Raw genomic sequence first — 16,561 nt, 5'->3', positions numbered from 1 at the left:
ATAAAGGTTATCCGTGCCGACCCAGTGACTTTTAATCCGTTGGCCGCTGGTTCGAGCCCAGCACGGCCTACCACGAATTTGCAGTATCAAATCAAGGCGTTACGAGTGATCGTGACACCTTTTTTTGTATCTGCAGCAGTCCCCTCTACTACCTACTGTGCTGTGCTCCTGACGCGCAGCAGTCCTTCTCCCCACCGTATAACGCGCCATCTGCGCCGGCAAATATAGCCCCCGTCAGCTCACTTTGAGCTTATTCAAGCTCAGCATGATAAGCGCAGGCAACGGACTTCCGCTTCTCTGACGCTATTCATGACAAACGCAGAGTCCGACTCTTGCTTTTGGTCAAGGTGGCCCAAGACGTGTTGGTTACCTTATCCGATGGAATTTCTAATCCCTGATAACCATGCGGAGGCAGCACATGGGCGGAGGCCAAGCGATCTCGGCAAGAGCTGCGCTGTCGGCGTTCAGTTACGATGCGCAGCACGACCGCCTGATGCGTCTGGACTTTCCCCGAGACGATGGGCCGGAGGCGATCCTTCTGCCGAACCGATTGAGCGCGCACGAAGAAATCTCTCGTTGCTTCCGCTTCGAGGTCGAACTCCTGTCTGATGACGCACGGATTCCCTTGAAGGCGATGATGGGCAGGATGGTGACGATTTCCCTCGCGCGCGAAGATGGGTCACTGCGCTACTTCAACGGCTATGTCACTGAATTCCGTTTCATACACGCTGACGGCGGCTTCGCGTTCTACCACATGGTTCTCGAACCTTGGTTGGCCTTCGCAAAGCTCCGTAAGGACAACGTGTCCTTCCACGGCAAGAGCGTCATCGAATTGACCGAACTGACGTTCGCGCATTACCGCCAGGCCGACTGGAATCCGGTCATCGTCGGACAGTATCCGCGCATGACCTGCGCAAACCAGTATGACGAAACCGACTACAACCACCTGCACCGCCGCTGGGAGGAACTCGGGCTGCACTACTGGTACGAGCACCGGGCGGATGGGCATACGCTCTGGCTCAGCGACAGGAGCACGCTTGCGCAGCCCATCGATCCGACCGGGATCGACGATTCTGGCGAAATTCCGTTCCGCGACAAAGCGGGCTCGCTCGAAGAGGACGGCATCCGCGAATGGAGTCCCGTGCGTCGCCTCGGATCAGGCCAGACGACCCTGGCCAGCTTCGATTACAAGAACCCGGTCGCGCAGCGCTCGACCGCGGAGTCCCTGAACAACCAGGGTGACGTCTTCCCCTACGAAATCTACGAAGACACCGGATCATACGGTTTCCGCACCCGTGACGAGGGCGAACAGCTCGCGCAGCGGCGCATGAGCGAGCGCGACGCGAACACGCAGACCTTCAAAGCCCGCGGCAACGATCGTACCGCCCAGCCGGGCCGGTGCTTCAAGCTCGCCGACCACTTCAGCGCCGAGCTGCGCGTCCCCAAGCGTGGCGAACCGGCCCAGCCCAGCATCCGCGACCGCGACTACCTGATCCTCTCCGTCGACCACGAAGCCAGCAACAACTACCAAGCCGGACCGGGCGCACCATCGAACTACGAGAACACGTTTCACTGCGTGCGCAAGACTATCCAGTGGCGCCCGGGTCGTCACTACAACAGCCAGCCCTGCACCTATCACGGCATCCAGACCGCCATCGTGGTCGGGCCGGCTGGCGCCGAAATCCATTCCGACGGCTGTGGGCGGGTCAAGGTCCAGTTCCACTGGGACCGGCTCGGCAAATACGACGAGAACAGCTCGCCCTGGCTGCGCGTAATGTCGCCGGGCGCCGGTGTCGAGTTCGGGCATATTCGCCTGCCGCGGGTCGGCGAAGAAGTGGGCGTGGTCTTCGTCAACGGGAACATCGACCATCCGCTGATTCTCGGTGTGCTGTACAACTACACGCACATGCCGCCGTGGCAGCTGCCGGAGCAGCAGGCCCTGAGCGGTCTACGCAGCCGCGAACTGCAGTCGGGTGAAGGCAGCAGGCGCGGTAATCACTTGGTGCTGGACGATACCCCAGACAAGATCCAAGCGCAACTGAAGAGCGATCATCAGTGCAGCCAGCTATCGCTTGGGCACATCACCCGCATCGAAGATCATCATGGGCGCCGGGACGAACGAGGCGAAGGCTGGGAAATCGCTACCGATGCCTGGGGCGTCGCCCGGGCCGGAAAAGGCATGCTGATCACCACTGAGGCGCGCTCCAACGCGAGCTCCCACATTAAAGACATGGGCGAGTCCATTCAACGTCTCTCGTCCGCCCAACAAAGACAAAAAAACCATGCGGAAGTAGCAGAGAAAAACCGGGCACAGGAAAACGGCCAGCAATCACGTGTCGCTGCGTCGCTCAAGGCGCAAAACGACGCGGTTCGGGGTGATGGCGCCAACTACGCAAAACGCAGCTTCCCGGAACTCTCCCAGCCCCATTTAATAATGGCGAGCGCCGCTGGAATTGCTACTACCACGGCTCAGTCTACACACATCTCGAGCGAGGTGGACACCGCGATCACAACGGGAAAAAGCGTCGCGATTGCAGCCGGAGAAGGTTTCTTCGCGAGTGTCGTCACTACGCTCCGCCTGTTCGCTCAAAGAGCTGGCATAAAACTGGTCGCAACGGCAGGCGATATCGACGTGCAGACCCTTTCCAACAGTATCAATTTATTCGCGAAATTGAACATTACACAAGCAGGCAACCGAATTGTTATCAATGCCAAGGAAGACATCATTATCAATGGCGGTGGCAGCTACGTCAAATTCAGTAAGGCCGGGATTGAACACGGCACAGCAGGCACATTTGTGGCCCATGCCGCCTCCCATAGCTTCGTCGATCCAAAGAGCCTCGCGCTTGCCTCGAATGAGATGGAGAAAGGCCACTTCGATCAGACCCCGATCTTGCACGATCTCGATGGGCCGTTAGCAAATCGCAAGTTTGAGCTAACGCGCGAAGATGGAACGATCATCAGGGGCATCACCGATGCCGAGGGTCGTATGCCTACACAAAAAGGCATCGATATGGCAACTGCCAAATTAAGAATATTGGGCGAATAAAATGGGTGAAGAAACTCGTAACGTTAAAACGATGACACAAAGCGTGGGAGGCGCGATGGAAGGAGAATTCCATCTCACGCCAGTGGATAGCGACCAGCGGGAAACAATTTTCATAGCGCCGCCCAACAGGGTCATCCCTATTATATTCTTGCCTGGTGTCATGGGCAGCAATCTGCGCATGAGTAGGAGAAGAAAAGCAGACCTCAAAAGTAAAGACGATATCGCCTGGCGACCAGATAATCTTGGTGCCTCCACGTTGGTTAGCAATGTACGAAAAACCGCCTATTTAAGCCCGCGGGAACGTCAAATGAAGCTCGACCCTGCCGACACTGAAGTGGACTATTACCGGTATACCGAAGACCAGGGCAGGTTTGACCCAAGCGGGACGCTCAGTCAGCAGTCCGATATTCGACACAACAATGTACCTGAAACTTTGCAAGACGTTGGTTTGCTGAAAAGTGACCAAGCCTTCGTAGGATTGGATCTATCAAAAAAGAACCCAAATGCGGCGACAGCAGCACAAAAAGCCCGATGGCGCGGCTGGAGCGAAATTTCGTTCGGCGACTATAGCGGGGCACTATCTACCCTGGAGGACAAGCTGAATCGTATTATCAGCTCATGGTACGCTCAGTATAAAGATAAAACAGGTCGCAATCAGCTGGATATGTTCTGGATCTCAAATGAGAATCCTAACGGCCAACTTATCTCTGTGACAGGCGCCTCACCGAAACGATGGGGAGCACCTAATGCGGCCGTGCTTGACGAGAAAGAAGTTTTACGTGTGGCCAACTGTCTCTATCCAGTCCATGCAATGGGTTATAACTGGCTCCAAAGCAATGCTGTGTCCGCCAAGAAAACGGCTACCCGTATCAGAGATCTCATCAAGACATATCAAACGCATGGCCACAAGTGCGACAAAGTAATTCTGGTTACTCATTCAATGGGGGGAATTCTGGCACGCGCTCTAATCCATCCTGAAATGGGTGGCTTGAATGACTCCGTTCTAGGCATCTATCACAGCGTACAACCGGTGTACGGTTCTGCGGCAGCATACAAACGAGTCCGTAGCGGAGTAGACGGCCATTCTCCTGCTGCGGCCATCATCGGAAATACGGGCCAAGACGTCACTGCGGTATTTGCCAACGCGCCAGGTCCTCTTGAACTCTTACCAACGCCAGAGTATGGCCAAAACTGGTTGAAAGTCCAAGACCGCAACGGAAAAATCCTAGCACAATGGCCAGCAAACGCAGGCGCGTCGGCGGCACCCTCTACCGCAACCAAAGCGGTGACGATGAGTGGAGCACCAATAGCCGATATTTACACTCAGGCACCCGAAAACTGGTGGCGCTTGATTAATCCTCAGTGGACAAACCCGGCAGGGAAGACCTTCGACGATTCATCTGCAAAGGAATCAGTTAACGAAAGGATTGCCGATGCTCAAGCATTTCACGCCAAGATCAAAAAAACGTTTCACCCCCATACATACGCCAGTTACTCAGCCGATGTGAAAAATCCAACACATGGCAACGTAATTTATAAAATCGAGCCCTTATCCTATGAAGACATTAACGTCAACACGGCACTTGCAGCTGCAAAAGAGTCGCCATTGCTGTGGAAACTAGTAAGCGAGGACGGCAAAGGTGATTTGATTGTTGCATTAAGCGACCAACGTAAGTTTAAATTAAAACTCCTGCCTCCGCAGGACGCGGGAGATGGCACTGTCCCTTCCGAGTATTCAGCAGCGAAAGTGAAAGCGACTGTGCACTTCACCCAGAGCGGATATGACCACCAAGGGAGCTACAAGGCGGATTCAGTAAGTGTCTCCATGTTATATGCGATGATAAAAATTGCAAACACCGCCGAATGGTGGAAGGCCTAATACGTATGTTGCATACTGCATAGTAAAGTTCTGATTCGGCAATCCGAATAGAATCTTGGAATCGCTGCTCGAGTGATTTTATCATCGTCAAAAATGACTAGCCACACTTCAAGCCCGGAATTAAAAAAGCGGTTTATCTTAATGACCTGGACTGGCATTATTGCCGCTGCAGGCTTCTATCTCTTTCTTCATCATCAGCCCTATTCTTACAAGGACACTGGCGTGCCAACTCAAACCGAAATATCTCCACGATTGGAAAAATTGTTTGCAAAAACAAAAGCGGTCTGTTTCGGTCGGTATGTGCTCGACGTCCCTGAAGAAGCACAGCTTATTCTGGGCTATCAAGAAATTCCAGCAAAAATCATTACCCATGAAGATGCTGCTGGAAAAGAAAAGGAGCTGATAAACGCATTCCGCAAAGCGACTCTAATTAGGCGCCCCGAAGTGGAATTCACCTCTGTTGTGGAAGGACCGGTTCAGAACAGCATGTTGCTGCGGTATTTCGGAAGTCCTTATCTGAAGTCGGTTGGTAGCGAGGGGATTAGGAGTTTCGTCCGGGCAGGCAACCATGTTTTCGAGTTTGGCTGGGGATCTGGAGATGAAGAGAGCGCCGATCAAATCATAAAAAAATCGGCTGACATTGCACGCAACCTGCGCGCACGTGATAATTCGGAAGTACCGAAAGGTCCTGGCGTGTGCATCGACTCGGGGTTCATTGCAGAAACCACCGGAAACTTCCAGGAGATATTCTCGGCTGGAGTTCATTTCCCAAGCCATCCAGATATAAGTTTCTCCGTGATGTCAAATAAAAACGCCAGCACCGATGGTCCAAATGGCGTGGGCATCATCGCGCGCCACGAGGCTGCCATGCGGGATCAAGGCGTTGTTTTTCCGATAGATTCGGAGCTGGTACGTTTGCGCATCGGCAAGCATATCGTTAATGGCTGGAATGGCGAAGAAGTCTTGTTGCGGCACAATGGAAAAGATGGCGCAATGATCCACGAGTTCATGTGGGAAGCTATCGGAAAGACCGGTGATTTGCGGCATCCCGCAAGTGTCGATATCAATCTCGATACCGGTGTGGCTGCAAACACAAAGTACGCAACAAAAAGCTCACTAACCGATGACGAAGCTGTGGCCCTCTGGGACAAACTTCTTAGCAGTCTGCGCTTCCGGAATTGAGCTTGGGGTTTGGTCGAAATGGTGAAATCAATACGGGATGTGTACGAAACATGTCAATGAATATCATCGTCGTAGGCGATTCCACCGATCACGGCGGCAAGGTGATTAGCGGCTCTCCACTGCACGATGTAGACGGGAAGCCCATCGCGCGGCTTGGCGACCCGGTGGATTGCCCGCAGCAATATCCGGGCGGCAAACCACACGGGGTCAACAAGATCGTCACTGCCCACCCTACTCTATCGGTGGAAGGCATTGCGGTAGCCGTGGAAGGCTGTGTCACGGAATGCGGATGCAAGTTGATTGGCACGCACCGGGCCAGCGTGGGCTGAACGGACTCGATAACTGTTCCTCCAGTTCACCATGTGGCGCACTTGTAACGTAACTCTTGATAAATTACCGCCCCTCCTTTGGTATGGCTGGCTCCTTTTGGTGTGGCTGGTTATCGTATCTGGCAAACGTTGCAAGTCATTGATTCACCGCGTTGTCCGTACCAACTCAAAGATTTTAATCCGTTGGTCGCTGGTTCGAGCCCAGCACGGCCTACCAAGATTCAGCGAAAACGCCAGCTTTCACGAGCTGGCGTTTTTGTTTTGCCTTTCAGAACATCGTGTTGCCATTCAGCAACCAATTGGCATCCCCGGCTACCTATACTTGGTAGCGTCAATACGAAAACCGAACATCGCATCCGCCATTCGCCGGGAGCCATCATGCGTACCTTGTCGACCCTGCTTGCCGCCACGTTTGCCGCCGCCTTCGTCCTGGGCAGCTTCGCGATCACCGCCGCGACGCCGCCCGTACGCCCGGACCGGCGCGGACGCTAGCCGGACGGCGGCCGAGCCGCTATAATGCGGCCTCTTCGGGTCGTTAGCTCAGTTGGTAGAGCAGCGGACTTTTAATCCGTTGGTCGCTGGTTCGAGCCCAGCACGGCCTACCACGAATACTCAGAAAGCCCACGGCCTGGTCCGTGGGCTTTTTGTTTTCCAGGGTTTTTCAGATCCACTCCATGCCCAGCGCATTGGCAACATGACATTGTTGCCATAACATAGACAGCCGCCGTCGCAGAGGGGGATTTCGTGCCAACGTCCACCGCATTCGACCGCGCGAGGCGCGCGCTGCCCCGGATTGCCTTCGTCGCCGCCCTCCACGCGCTGGTCCTGTTCGTTTTCGTGACCGCCGATCGCATCGTGCTTCCGCGGACGCCGTACACCGTCATGTTGCTGTCCAACGTCGCGCCGCAGGTCGTCGAGCCGCCCCCATCTCCCCCGCTGCCGCCGCGGCGCAAGAACAAGCCCCGGCCACCGGCACGGGAAACCGCCGCGCCGCCGCCGCGCGACATCGAGGTCGTGCCGCGCACGGAAGTGGCGGCCACCATCGTCGCTATTCCCACGCCGGTGGAACTGGCCGGCGGCAAGCCTGACGGCACCGGCACCGCCGGGGCGGGCGACCAGGGCGAGGGAGCCGGCGGCGGTGGCGGCGGACACATCCCCGTCAAGGTGCGGGCCGTCGTCAATCCCGATAACTGCGAACGCCCGCGGCTGCCGCGGTTCGCCGAAGAGCGCCGGGTCGCCGGCGATGTCATCCTGGCGGTGCTGATCAACGTCGATGGCTGGGTGACGGATGCGCGCATCGCCCGCTCGAGCGGTGAACCCATCCTCGACCGGACCGCGCTGGCCACTGCGCGCAAATGCCATTTCGTGGCGGCCACGATCGACAAGGTCCCGGTCCCGTCGTGGGAACCCTTCCGGTTTTCGTGGGTAAACCGGTGACGTCCTATCCCTTGCGTTGCGGTAAAAGAATGTATACAGTGTATACATGACTACTAAAGAACGCATCTTGGCCATCGCCATCAGCGAACTCGAAGCAAAGGGACTGGACGGCTTGAGCCTGCGCGCCGTCGGCCAGAAAGCCGGCATCACGCCGATGGCCGTGTACCGCCACTTCGCGGACAAGGCCGCCCTGTTGCAGGCCGTGGGCGCGCATGCGCTCGAGATGTGGCAACGCCGTGTCCAGATGTTCGCCGGCCTGCCGCTGCTGGCCGGATTCGACGCCCTCGCGACGGCCTTCGTCGATTTCGCGCTGGACGAACCGGCGCTGTTCGACGCCGCCTTCGTGCTCAAGACACGCGCCGAACGCATCTACCCGGAAGACTTCGAAGCGGGACGCTCGCCGGTCATCGGCGGCTTCGCGCAGCGCCTCGCGGAGGGCCAGGCGGCGGGACTCGTGCGCGCCGGGCCGCCGCTGGAACTGGCGATGGGCGTGTGGGGCGTGCTGCAGGGACTCGTGGACCTGCACCGCTCCGGACGGTTCAACCTGTCGCGGACCGAATTCACGGCGCTGTGCCTGCGCTCGGCGGCGCGCATCTACCTGAAGGGAGGACAGGAATGACACGATGGCACATCCTTACCGCGCTGCTGTGCGGCGCCGTGCTGGCAATCAGCCGCGACACGGGACAGTTCGGCTGGCTGGCGCTCGCGGCGTTCGTGCCGCTGCTGGTGATGGCCCTGCGCGCGCCGCGCCCACGGGACGTCGCCCTCCTGCTGTTCGTGCCCGCATGGATGGCCGAGGCGGGTCCCATGTGGTTCTATGGCCGGCTCCTGCCGATGGTGTATGGCCTCGCGGTCGCCCAGGCGCTCGTGTTCATGCTCGCGGCCCTGTTCATGCGCGCCCTGTATCGGCGCTTTCCGGCCGGCGCGGCCCCGCTCGGATTCGCCGCGATGCTCGCCGCCATCGATTACCTGCACAGCCTCGTGTCGCCGAACGGCAGCTTCTTCGCCCTCGGCTACACGCTGGTCGACGTCGCGCCGCTGCTGCAGACGGCATCGCTGGCCGGCGTGGCCGGCCTCTCCTTCCTTGCGGCCGTCATTCCCGCCGGGCTCGCCGTCCTGTACGTGAAGCCGCGCGACCTGTCCGGGACCCTCGCATGGTCGGTGCCCGCGCTTGCGGCGCTGGCCTACGGCGTGTGGCAGCTGGCGCAGCCGGCCGGGCCGGCCGTGCGCATCGCGCTGCTGAGCGACGACCGTTACGCCGGCCGCGTGTTGAATCACCCCGAGGCGGCACCGGAAGTCGCGGCCGCGTTCGCGCGCCAGATCGCCGCGGCGGCCGCGCACGCGCCGGCGGCCATCGTCGTGCCGGAAAAAATCCTCGCGGCCGGCACGGTCCTGGTGCCGCCGGCGGGAAGCAGCGTCGTCGCCGGTCTCGACGGGCCCGCGCCGCAGGGCGGCCGGCTGAACATCGCCGCGCTGTACCGGCCCGGCGCGCCCGTCGACACCTACCTGAAGAAGCGCATGGTGCCGGGCTACGAAGCGGACTACGTGCGGGGCACCGGCGAACTGGTGACGCGGCTCGGCGACGTGCATGCCGGCATCGCGATCTGCAAGGACATGGATTTCGCCCAGGACCTGCGCCTGTACGGCCGGCGCGACGTCGGCCTGATGCTGGTGCCCGCGTGGGACTTCGACCGCGACGCCTACCTGCACGGCCGCATGGCCGTCGTGCGCGGCGTCGAAAACGGATTCGCCGTCGCGCGCTCGGCCTCGCAAGGCCTGATGACGCTGAGCGATGCGCACGGCCGCATCGTCGCCGAACGCCGCACGGCGCACGCCCCGGGCATGCTCGTGGGCGACCTGCCGACGGGGCGCGGCGGCACGGTCTACAGCCGCATGGGCGACGTGTTCGCCCAGCTCGCGGTGGCGGCGTGGCTGGTGTTGCTGGCGCTGCTGGCCTGGCGCTGGCGGCGTGTTCAGGACAGGCCGGCACGCCGCATGTAGATATCGAGCGCGTCGACGTGGGCAGAGCCGGCGATGGCGCCGACGTAGCCGTCCGGACGCACCAGCACGAGTTCGCCGGGCTGCAGTCCATAGGCCGCTTCGACCTGGCCATGCACGTCCACCACGTCGCCGCGCGCGCCGAACAGGTGCACGCGCAGGCCCGCGCGCCGCAACGCATCCGCCACGCCGGGCGGCACGTCCCGACCGAGCATGGTCCAGTGCGGCCCCGCGAACAACGTGAAGAGCCGGGTGGATTGCCCGCCCGCACCCAGCACGACGGCATCCGGCGCCCGCGCGCCGGCCCGCACGCCGTGGGCACGCGCCGGCTGCGCAAACGCCAGGGGCGAATCGGGGTACGCCAGGTCGAGCTGCCGCGTTTCGCGCCCGCGGCGCATTTCCCCGCCGCGGCGCGCGGCGTCCAGCAGCGCCGTGGACAGCTGCAGCATCGCGGCGGCGAGGGGGCGGCGCTCCGCCTCGTACGTATCCAGCAGATCGTCCGGCGCGCCCGCGAGCACGGCCGCCAGCTTCCAGCCGAGGTTGTATGCATCCTGCACGCTGGTGTTCAATCCCTGCCCGCCCGTGGGCGGATGCGTGTGGGCGGCGTCGCCGGCAAGGAAGACGCGTCCCACGCGATAGCGGTCGGCCAGGCGCGCGTTCATCGTGTACGCCGAGGCCCAGGACACGCTGGCCACGTGCACGTCGTCGCGGCCGGTCCGGTCCCTGACCAACGCATCGAGAGCCTGCGCCGACAGGTCGACGTCGCCCTCCGGCGGAACCGGTGCCTGGACCTGGAACAGGTCCGTTCCCGCGAGCGGACACACCTCGAGCCGGCGCGCCATGTCGTCCCCGTTGAAGCGATGCCAGGCGTCGCGCGCAAGTCCGGTCAAGGCGACGTCCGCCACCAGCGCCCGCACGCCCAGCGTCTTGCCGGGGAAGCCGATGCCGAGCAGATGGCGTACCGTGCTGCGCCCGCCGTCCGTGCCGACGACGTAGCGCGCGCGCAGGCGCGACTCGCCGCCGCGGCCCGCGAGCGTGACCGTGACGCCATCCGCGTCCTGCTCCAGGCCCGTGAGCGCAAGGCCACATTCGACCCGCTGTCCCAGCTCCAGCAGGCGTTCGCGCATCACCTGCTCGGTCAGGGATTGCGGCAGCATCAGGGGCGTGGCGTAGGGCTCCGCGGGCGTCGCCGCCTGCTCCGCGGCGATCGGGACATCGGCATGGCTGCCGTCCGCGGCGTGGATGCGCTGGGGCGGATACGGCCCACCCAGCGCCACTGCCCGGTCGGCGATGCCGAGGTCCTCGAAGACTTCCAGCGTGCGCGGCTGGATGCCCTTGCCGCGCGAGCCGTGGAATGGCGTGTCCTGCCGCTCGACCAGCCGGAACGGGACGTTCCGCCGCGCCAGGTCAAGGGCCAGGGTCAGGCCGGCGGCACCCGCGCCGCAAATCAGTACATCGGTATCGAAGTCCATGTCGCTCTCCCAGTGTCTTATGTGTAAAATGCACATAACTGGAGAGGAGTATATGGCAACGAAAAATAATGTGCAAGATACACATATATCGGCGCGACTGCGTGAATTGCACACGTCGCTGATCAGCATCGTCAGCGCGATGAACCGGCCGCAACGCGACGAGGAACTCATCCGCCAGGCCGGCGTCCGGCTGGACCGGGCACTGTTTCCGCTGCTGGTCGGGATCGAACGGCTGGGGCCGATCGGCGTCGTCGAGCTGGCCGAACGGTCGGGACGCGACTACACCACCGTCAGCCGCCAGGTGGCCAAGCTGGACAGCCTGGGCCTCGTGGAACGGCGCGCTTCCGACGCGGATGCGCGGGTCCGCCTGGCCTCGATCACCCCCAAGGGCAAGGCCATGACGGACGCGCTCGACGCCGCGCGCGACAAGATGGCCCGCGCCGTCTTCGCGTCGTGGGACCAGGAGGATTTCGACAACCTGGTGCGGCTGATGCGCAGGCTGGCCGACGCGATCGACCAGCCGCCGGCCCCGCCCGGCGACGCGGGCTGAGCGGCCGGCGCTTCAGCGCTGCGCCATCTTCGCCGTCACCGCGATCATCTGCGCGAGGCGCGGATCGGTAACGTCGCTCGGCACATAGCTCATCATCATGTCTTCGCGGGTGTCGCCCTTGTTGAATTCCATGATCACGTTGCCGTCGCGCGAAACGAAGCGGTCGGGCGATTGCGCGATGAGGCGCATCGGACGCTGTTTGTCGATCTGGGCGACGATGCCGTCGCGCGCCGGCTTCACGTTCAGGCGCCAGCCGTTCGACAACGCGTACGCGCCGCTGACCTCCTCGGCCTGGTAGTCCCAGATGCGGAATGCCGGGCGCGGCTGCGCGGTCACCTCGACGCGCGAGATCGGCGCGTCGTCATTGATCGGATAATTCCCCGACTGCGCGCCGGCACCGGGCGCGAACAACAGCAGGGATGCGGAAAGTGCCAAGGGAAGCGGACGCATGATGTCTCCTTCGGATCGTGATGGACAGTGCCGCGGTACGGGTCTTTGCCGGCTGCGGCAATTCAGTCTAGGGCGCCGGTTGCCAGCCACAAGGGCGGCAAGGGCCGCATCACGAAACAGTCTGTATTTACGCTAAATCAGATCGACGAGAAATGACACGGATGCGCTGACGACGGGCGGGATCCCGTATCGCTATGCGTGGCTGCGTGATCCGATATGCACGTCATGGCGACGTGCTGAATGACCCGTCAGCCGGATACGTCGCCGTCTACCACGACACGGTTGCGGCCACCACGCTTTGCCGCATACAAGGCCTTGTCCGCGGCCTCGATCAGTGCGGGAACCTCATGCAGGCGTTCACGGTCAAAGCTTGCGACACCGATGCTCAGCGTGACCATCGGCCAGTGGGCCGCGGGTGCGTGCGGCAGCGCCAGTCCGGCGACGTGTTCGCGAATCGCGTTGGCGTGCAGCCTGGCCTGCTCGAGCGACGTGTCCGGCAGGATCGCCGCGAATTCCTCGCCACCATAGCGTGCCGCCACGTCGGCCGGGCGCTTGAGTTTGGCAGCGAGGGCTTGGGCCACGGTGGACAGGCAGGCGTCGCCCTGCTGGTGGCCGAAATGGTCGTTGTAGGCCTTGAAGGAATCGATGTCGATCAGCAGCAGCGACAGCTCGCCCTTCACGCGTTGCGCGCGGCGCAGTTCGCGGTCCAGCGCAACGTCGAAGTAGCGGCGGTTGGCGATGCCGGTCAGGCCGTCGACGTACGATCGCGCGCGCAGCGATTCCGCGTGGTCGAGGAGACGCTTTTCGCGTTCCACGGCGCCGCTGACGTCGCGGATCTCGATCATGCAATAGCGCTGCTCGCCATCGCGGAACGGCGTCACCGTCACGGCCTGGTCGATGCGCGGGCCGTCGAAGCTGCCCGCCTCGCGCAGGGGAAATGGGGCCCGGCTTTCCGCCTGCGGGATGGTCGTGCTCGCGCCATCGGCCGAGGGTGCCAATGCGGCCAGCACGGCCGCTTCGACGCGCGAACCGCGCAGTTCGGGGAATACCTCGAACAGCGAGCGCTCGCGCACGCGCGCGGCGGCGCGGGCGGAACGCGGCACCATCCAACCGTTCCAGAGCACGATCTTGTAGTGGGCGTCCAGCACGATGATCCCGCTGTTGACGAGATTCAGGGCGCGCAGGGAAAGCTCGGTGGCGGTATCGGAGTCGGTCGGGATCACGGCACGAATTAATATCTGAAAATCAACTGATCATACCGGAAATCAATGCCTGTGCGGCATTTCGAGAGGCCGTCGCACGATCGATATTTGCCTGGCCACTTCAACAATTGTTGCCAATTTTCACGAAAGCACTTGGCCGTGTGCCGATGAGCCGCTATAATGCTGCCCGTCGGGTCGTTAGCTCAGTTGGTAGAGCAGCGGACTTTTAATCCGTTGGTCGCTGGTTCGAGCCCAGCACGGCCTACCACGAACACCAGAAAGCCCATGAACTTCGGTTCATGGGCTTTTTGCTTTTCCGCTTCTCTGTCAGATTCTTCCTATCCCTCCCCTCGGAATTAGTTGCACCGGCCAATTAATTGGTTCTAGTCAACAAATTCAGTATTGCATGTCCTTACACTGGGCCGCTCGGGCGCTCTGCCAAGCATTCCCTCAAGGACCTGCCATGTTGCCGAACAAGGAAACGTCTCCGTCCCGTCATCTGTCGCGTGCGATCGGCCTCCTGGCGGCTGGCTTCCAGGCCGGCGCACTGGCGCAGCAAGGTCCCGATCTGAACGCCCTGCCCCTCGAACAATTGCTCAACCTCGAAGTCGTCACGGCGTCGAAGATTCCGCAGAAGATCAGCGAGGCACCGTCGTCCGTCACCGTGATCACGGCCGAGGACATCCGCCAGCGCGGCTACCGCACGCTCACGGAGGTCCTGCAGAGCGTGCCCGGCATGACGGTGTCCTACGACCGCAACTACAACTACGCGAACATCCGCGGCCTGGGCAATCCGGGCGACCTGAACACACGGCTGCTGGTCCTGATCGACGGCCGGCGCCTGAACGACGTCGTCTACGACCAGGGTGCCATCGGCACCGAGTTCCCGATCGACCTGGCCCTCATCGACCGCGTCGAATTCGTGCCGGGTCCCGGTTCCGCCATCTACGGCAGCAGCGCGTTCTTCGGCGTGGTGAACGTGCTCACGAAAAGCGGCGGGGCCCTCAAGGGGCAGACCGTCAGCGTGGGCCGGTTCACGGGCCGCGGCCGTGAAGTGCGCAACACGTACGGCAGCGGGACGCCGGGCGGCACCGAGCTGCTGCTGGGCGCGTCGGTGTACGACAGTCCGGGGCGCGACGTGTACTTTCCCGAATACGACGACGCGGCCAGCAACCACGGCGTCGCCACCGGGATCGACTACGACCGCTATCGCCGGCTGTTCGCGAAACTGAGCGCGGGCGGCGTCGTGGCCGAGGCCTATTTCGGCAGCCGCACGAAAGGCATTCCGACGGCGTCCTACGGCCAGCAGTTCAACGATCCGCGCAGCTGGTCGCTGGACGAATACGCGGGCGCCGCCCTGTCCTGGCATCGCGCCGTCTCGGAGACGCTCGACCTGTTCGCCGGCGTGAGCGTCGCGCGCTACCGCTACAAGACCCTCAACGTGACCGGGTCCGCAAGCGAGGGGCCGACGCCCGGCATCGATACGGCCGAGAGCCTCAGCAGCGGCGCGGAGGTGCGCGTGATCAGCAGCGCGCTGCGCGGCCACAAGCTCATCGCCGGCGCGGAATACACGCGCGACAGCAAGCGGCAGATGGCGAACTACGACGTCGATCCGTACCAGCTCAATCTCGACGTCGCCCATCCCAAGCGGCAGACCGCCGTCTACCTGCAGGACGAGATGCGGCTCGGCGAAAAGCTCATCCTGAACACGGGCGTGCGCCACGACTACGATTCCGAAGGCGGCGCCACGACGAATCCGCGCGTGGCCCTGCTCTACAAGACGGCGAGCCAGGTCACGCTCAAGGCCTTGTACGGCACGGCCTTCCGCTCCGCCAACGCCTACGAGCGCTATTACACGTTCGACTTCCGGGCGAATCCGGCGCTGCGCTCGGAGCGCATCAAGACCTATGAACTGATCGCGGAATATTTTCCGACCGACCGCTTCCGCGCCACCGCCTCCGTCTTCCAGTACCGCATGCGCGACATGCTGGCGCTGGCCACCGATCCGGTCAACGGCATGCTGGTCTTTTCGAACATCGAGGCCGCCCGCGCCACGGGCGTCGAAGTGGAAGCGGAATGGCTGCGCGAGGACGGCAGCGCCCTCAAGGGCAGCGCGAACGTGCAGTCGGCGCGCAACGACGCCGGTGGCGCATGGCTGCCCAATTCGCCGCGCCGGCTGTTCAAGCTGAATGTCGCGCTGCCGCCGCTCGGCGACCACTTGCGCGCGCACGCCGAGTACCGCTACACGAGCCGGCGCCGCACGGTGCGCGGCGGCGAGGTGGGCGGCTTCGGCCTCGTCGACCTGAATCTCGTCGGCACCCTGGGCTCGCACGTGGAGCTGTCCGCGGGCGTGCTCAACGTCTTCGCCAAACGCTATGCCGATTCCGCCAGCGAGGAACACTACGACAACGGCACGCCGCCGCGCCACCTCGACGCGATCGGACAGGACGGGCGCACGCTGCGTTTCATGGCGACTGTCAGGTTCTGACGATGATGCGGCCCGGCCTCGCGCGCCTCCTGCTCCTGTGCTGCCTGCTGCCGGCGGTTGCCCATGCCCAGGCGGCCGACGAATACGCGGCGAAGGCGGCGTTCATCTACAACATCGCGCAGTTCAGCACCCTGCCGAACATGAACGGCGTCGTGCGCCTGTGCGTGCTGGGGCGCGATCCGTTCGGCAGCGCGCTCGCCACGCTCGAAGGCAAGCCGCTCGGGAATGCGCGCCTGTCCATCGTGTATCCGCACTCGGGTCCGGAGGCGCTGATGCAATGCCACATCCTGTACATCAGCGCGTCGGAGTCCGACGACATGACGGCGCTCGCGGACAGCGCCCGCGCGGCCGGCGTGCTGACGATCGCCGACACGCGCGGTGCCGCGCGCAAGGGCGTGATGCTCGAACTGGTCCTGGACGACCGGCGCATCGCCTTCGAATTCAATGGCGCCGCGGCGCGCGGTGCCGGCGTCGTGCTCAGCTCCAAGGTGCTGCGGCTGGCGCGCGCCATTTATTAGACCCGGA

General features: G+C 62.2%; 13 protein-coding genes and 2 tRNA genes. 12 read left to right on the top strand and 3 right to left on the bottom strand.

The window, feature by feature from the left end:
- Positions 1 to 418: 418 nt before the first annotated feature.
- From ACEN9G_RS18435 to ACEN9G_RS18400, 8 genes are all read left to right on the top strand, one after another.
- Positions 419 to 3,049, top strand: coding sequence for a type VI secretion system Vgr family protein (locus tag ACEN9G_RS18435; protein ID WP_413337054.1), 2,631 nt, complete (start codon positions 419 to 421; stop codon positions 3,047 to 3,049).
- 1 nt (position 3,050) lies between these two features.
- A complete protein-coding gene (locus ACEN9G_RS18430) occupies positions 3,051 to 4,928 on the top strand; it encodes an esterase/lipase family protein (protein ID WP_413337055.1) in 1,878 nt (625 codons plus the stop codon).
- Between the two features lie 93 nt (positions 4,929 to 5,021).
- Complete coding sequence (locus ACEN9G_RS18425) at positions 5,022 to 6,110, top strand: T6SS immunity protein Tli4 family protein (protein ID WP_413337056.1); 1,089 nt, start codon at positions 5,022 to 5,024, stop codon at positions 6,108 to 6,110.
- Between the two features lie 50 nt (positions 6,111 to 6,160).
- Positions 6,161 to 6,439, top strand: a complete 279-nt coding sequence (locus ACEN9G_RS18420) for a PAAR domain-containing protein (RefSeq protein WP_413337057.1) — start codon at positions 6,161 to 6,163, stop codon at positions 6,437 to 6,439.
- 529 nt (positions 6,440 to 6,968) lie between these two features.
- Positions 6,969 to 7,044 (top strand) — tRNA-Lys (locus tag ACEN9G_RS18415).
- Between the two features lie 139 nt (positions 7,045 to 7,183).
- Positions 7,184 to 7,876 (top strand): energy transducer TonB, encoded by a 693-nt coding sequence (locus ACEN9G_RS18410; protein WP_483126835.1) that lies wholly within the window; start codon positions 7,184 to 7,186, stop codon positions 7,874 to 7,876.
- Between the two features lie 46 nt (positions 7,877 to 7,922).
- Positions 7,923 to 8,495, top strand: coding sequence for a TetR/AcrR family transcriptional regulator (locus tag ACEN9G_RS18405; RefSeq protein WP_483126834.1), 573 nt, complete (start codon positions 7,923 to 7,925; stop codon positions 8,493 to 8,495).
- Positions 8,492 to 9,877: a hypothetical protein gene (locus ACEN9G_RS18400; RefSeq protein WP_483126833.1), complete on the top strand. Its 1,386-nt coding sequence runs from the start codon at positions 8,492 to 8,494 to the stop codon at positions 9,875 to 9,877. The genes ACEN9G_RS18405 and ACEN9G_RS18400 overlap by 4 nt, the downstream gene beginning before the upstream one ends.
- On the opposite strand, the gene ACEN9G_RS18395 is transcribed toward ACEN9G_RS18400, so the two are convergent.
- Entirely contained in the window at positions 9,850 to 11,346 is a 1,497-nt protein-coding gene (locus tag ACEN9G_RS18395) for an FAD-dependent oxidoreductase (protein ID WP_483126832.1), read from the bottom strand. The two genes, ACEN9G_RS18400 and ACEN9G_RS18395, sit on opposite strands and share 28 nt — an antisense overlap.
- Positions 11,347 to 11,416: 70 nt before the next feature.
- Between ACEN9G_RS18395 and ACEN9G_RS18390 the strand changes: the two genes are divergently transcribed.
- Positions 11,417 to 11,896 carry a MarR family winged helix-turn-helix transcriptional regulator gene (locus ACEN9G_RS18390; RefSeq protein WP_413383008.1) on the top strand — a complete coding sequence of 160 codons (480 nt, stop codon included), beginning with the start codon at positions 11,417 to 11,419 and terminating at the stop codon, positions 11,894 to 11,896.
- A 12-nt stretch (positions 11,897 to 11,908) separates the two neighbouring features.
- Here ACEN9G_RS18390 and ACEN9G_RS18385 read toward each other — a convergent pair whose 3' ends face one another.
- On the bottom strand, positions 11,909 to 12,346 hold the full coding sequence (locus ACEN9G_RS18385) for a hypothetical protein (RefSeq protein ID WP_413339660.1): 438 nt from the start codon (positions 12,344 to 12,346) through the stop codon (positions 11,909 to 11,911).
- Positions 12,347 to 12,594: 248 nt separating this feature from the next.
- Positions 12,595 to 13,569: a diguanylate cyclase gene (locus ACEN9G_RS18380; protein WP_413339658.1), complete on the bottom strand. Its 975-nt coding sequence runs from the start codon at positions 13,567 to 13,569 to the stop codon at positions 12,595 to 12,597.
- A gap of 171 nt (positions 13,570 to 13,740) precedes the next feature.
- On the opposite strand from ACEN9G_RS18380, the gene ACEN9G_RS18375 reads away from it, so the two are divergent.
- The 3 genes from ACEN9G_RS18375 (at position 13,741) to ACEN9G_RS18365 (ending at position 16,554) form a co-directional block, all read left to right on the top strand.
- Positions 13,741 to 13,816 (top strand) — tRNA-Lys (locus ACEN9G_RS18375).
- A gap of 195 nt (positions 13,817 to 14,011) precedes the next feature.
- Positions 14,012 to 16,036 carry a TonB-dependent receptor plug domain-containing protein gene (locus ACEN9G_RS18370; RefSeq protein WP_413339656.1) on the top strand — a complete coding sequence of 675 codons (2,025 nt, stop codon included), beginning with the start codon at positions 14,012 to 14,014 and terminating at the stop codon, positions 16,034 to 16,036.
- A 2-nt stretch (positions 16,037 to 16,038) separates the two neighbouring features.
- A complete protein-coding gene (locus ACEN9G_RS18365; protein WP_413339654.1) occupies positions 16,039 to 16,554 on the top strand; it encodes a YfiR family protein in 516 nt (171 codons plus the stop codon).
- The last annotated feature ends 7 nt before the right edge of the window (positions 16,555 to 16,561 follow it).

This window comes from Massilia sp. Masssp94, assembly GCF_059491305.1.
Note: the sequence above shows the minus strand (reverse complement) of the source record. Positions and strands in the feature narration are given on the sequence as shown.

Coding starts and splice junctions, on each gene's coding strand:
- ACEN9G_RS18435 (WP_413337054.1), top strand. CDS start 419: ATGGGCGGAGGCCAAGCGATCTCGGCAAGAGCTGCGCTGTCGGCGTTC.
- ACEN9G_RS18430 (WP_413337055.1), top strand. CDS start 3,051: ATGGGTGAAGAAACTCGTAACGTTAAAACGATGACACAAAGCGTGGGA.
- ACEN9G_RS18425 (WP_413337056.1), top strand. CDS start 5,022: ATGACTAGCCACACTTCAAGCCCGGAATTAAAAAAGCGGTTTATCTTA.
- ACEN9G_RS18420 (WP_413337057.1), top strand. CDS start 6,161: ATGTCAATGAATATCATCGTCGTAGGCGATTCCACCGATCACGGCGGC.
- ACEN9G_RS18405 (WP_483126834.1), top strand. CDS start 7,923: ATGACTACTAAAGAACGCATCTTGGCCATCGCCATCAGCGAACTCGAA.
- ACEN9G_RS18400 (WP_483126833.1), top strand. CDS start 8,492: ATGACACGATGGCACATCCTTACCGCGCTGCTGTGCGGCGCCGTGCTG.
- ACEN9G_RS18395 (WP_483126832.1), bottom strand. CDS start 11,346: ATGGACTTCGATACCGATGTACTGATTTGCGGCGCGGGTGCCGCCGGC.
- ACEN9G_RS18385 (WP_413339660.1), bottom strand. CDS start 12,346: ATGCGTCCGCTTCCCTTGGCACTTTCCGCATCCCTGCTGTTGTTCGCG.
- ACEN9G_RS18370 (WP_413339656.1), top strand. CDS start 14,012: ATGTTGCCGAACAAGGAAACGTCTCCGTCCCGTCATCTGTCGCGTGCG.
- ACEN9G_RS18365 (WP_413339654.1), top strand. CDS start 16,039: ATGATGCGGCCCGGCCTCGCGCGCCTCCTGCTCCTGTGCTGCCTGCTG.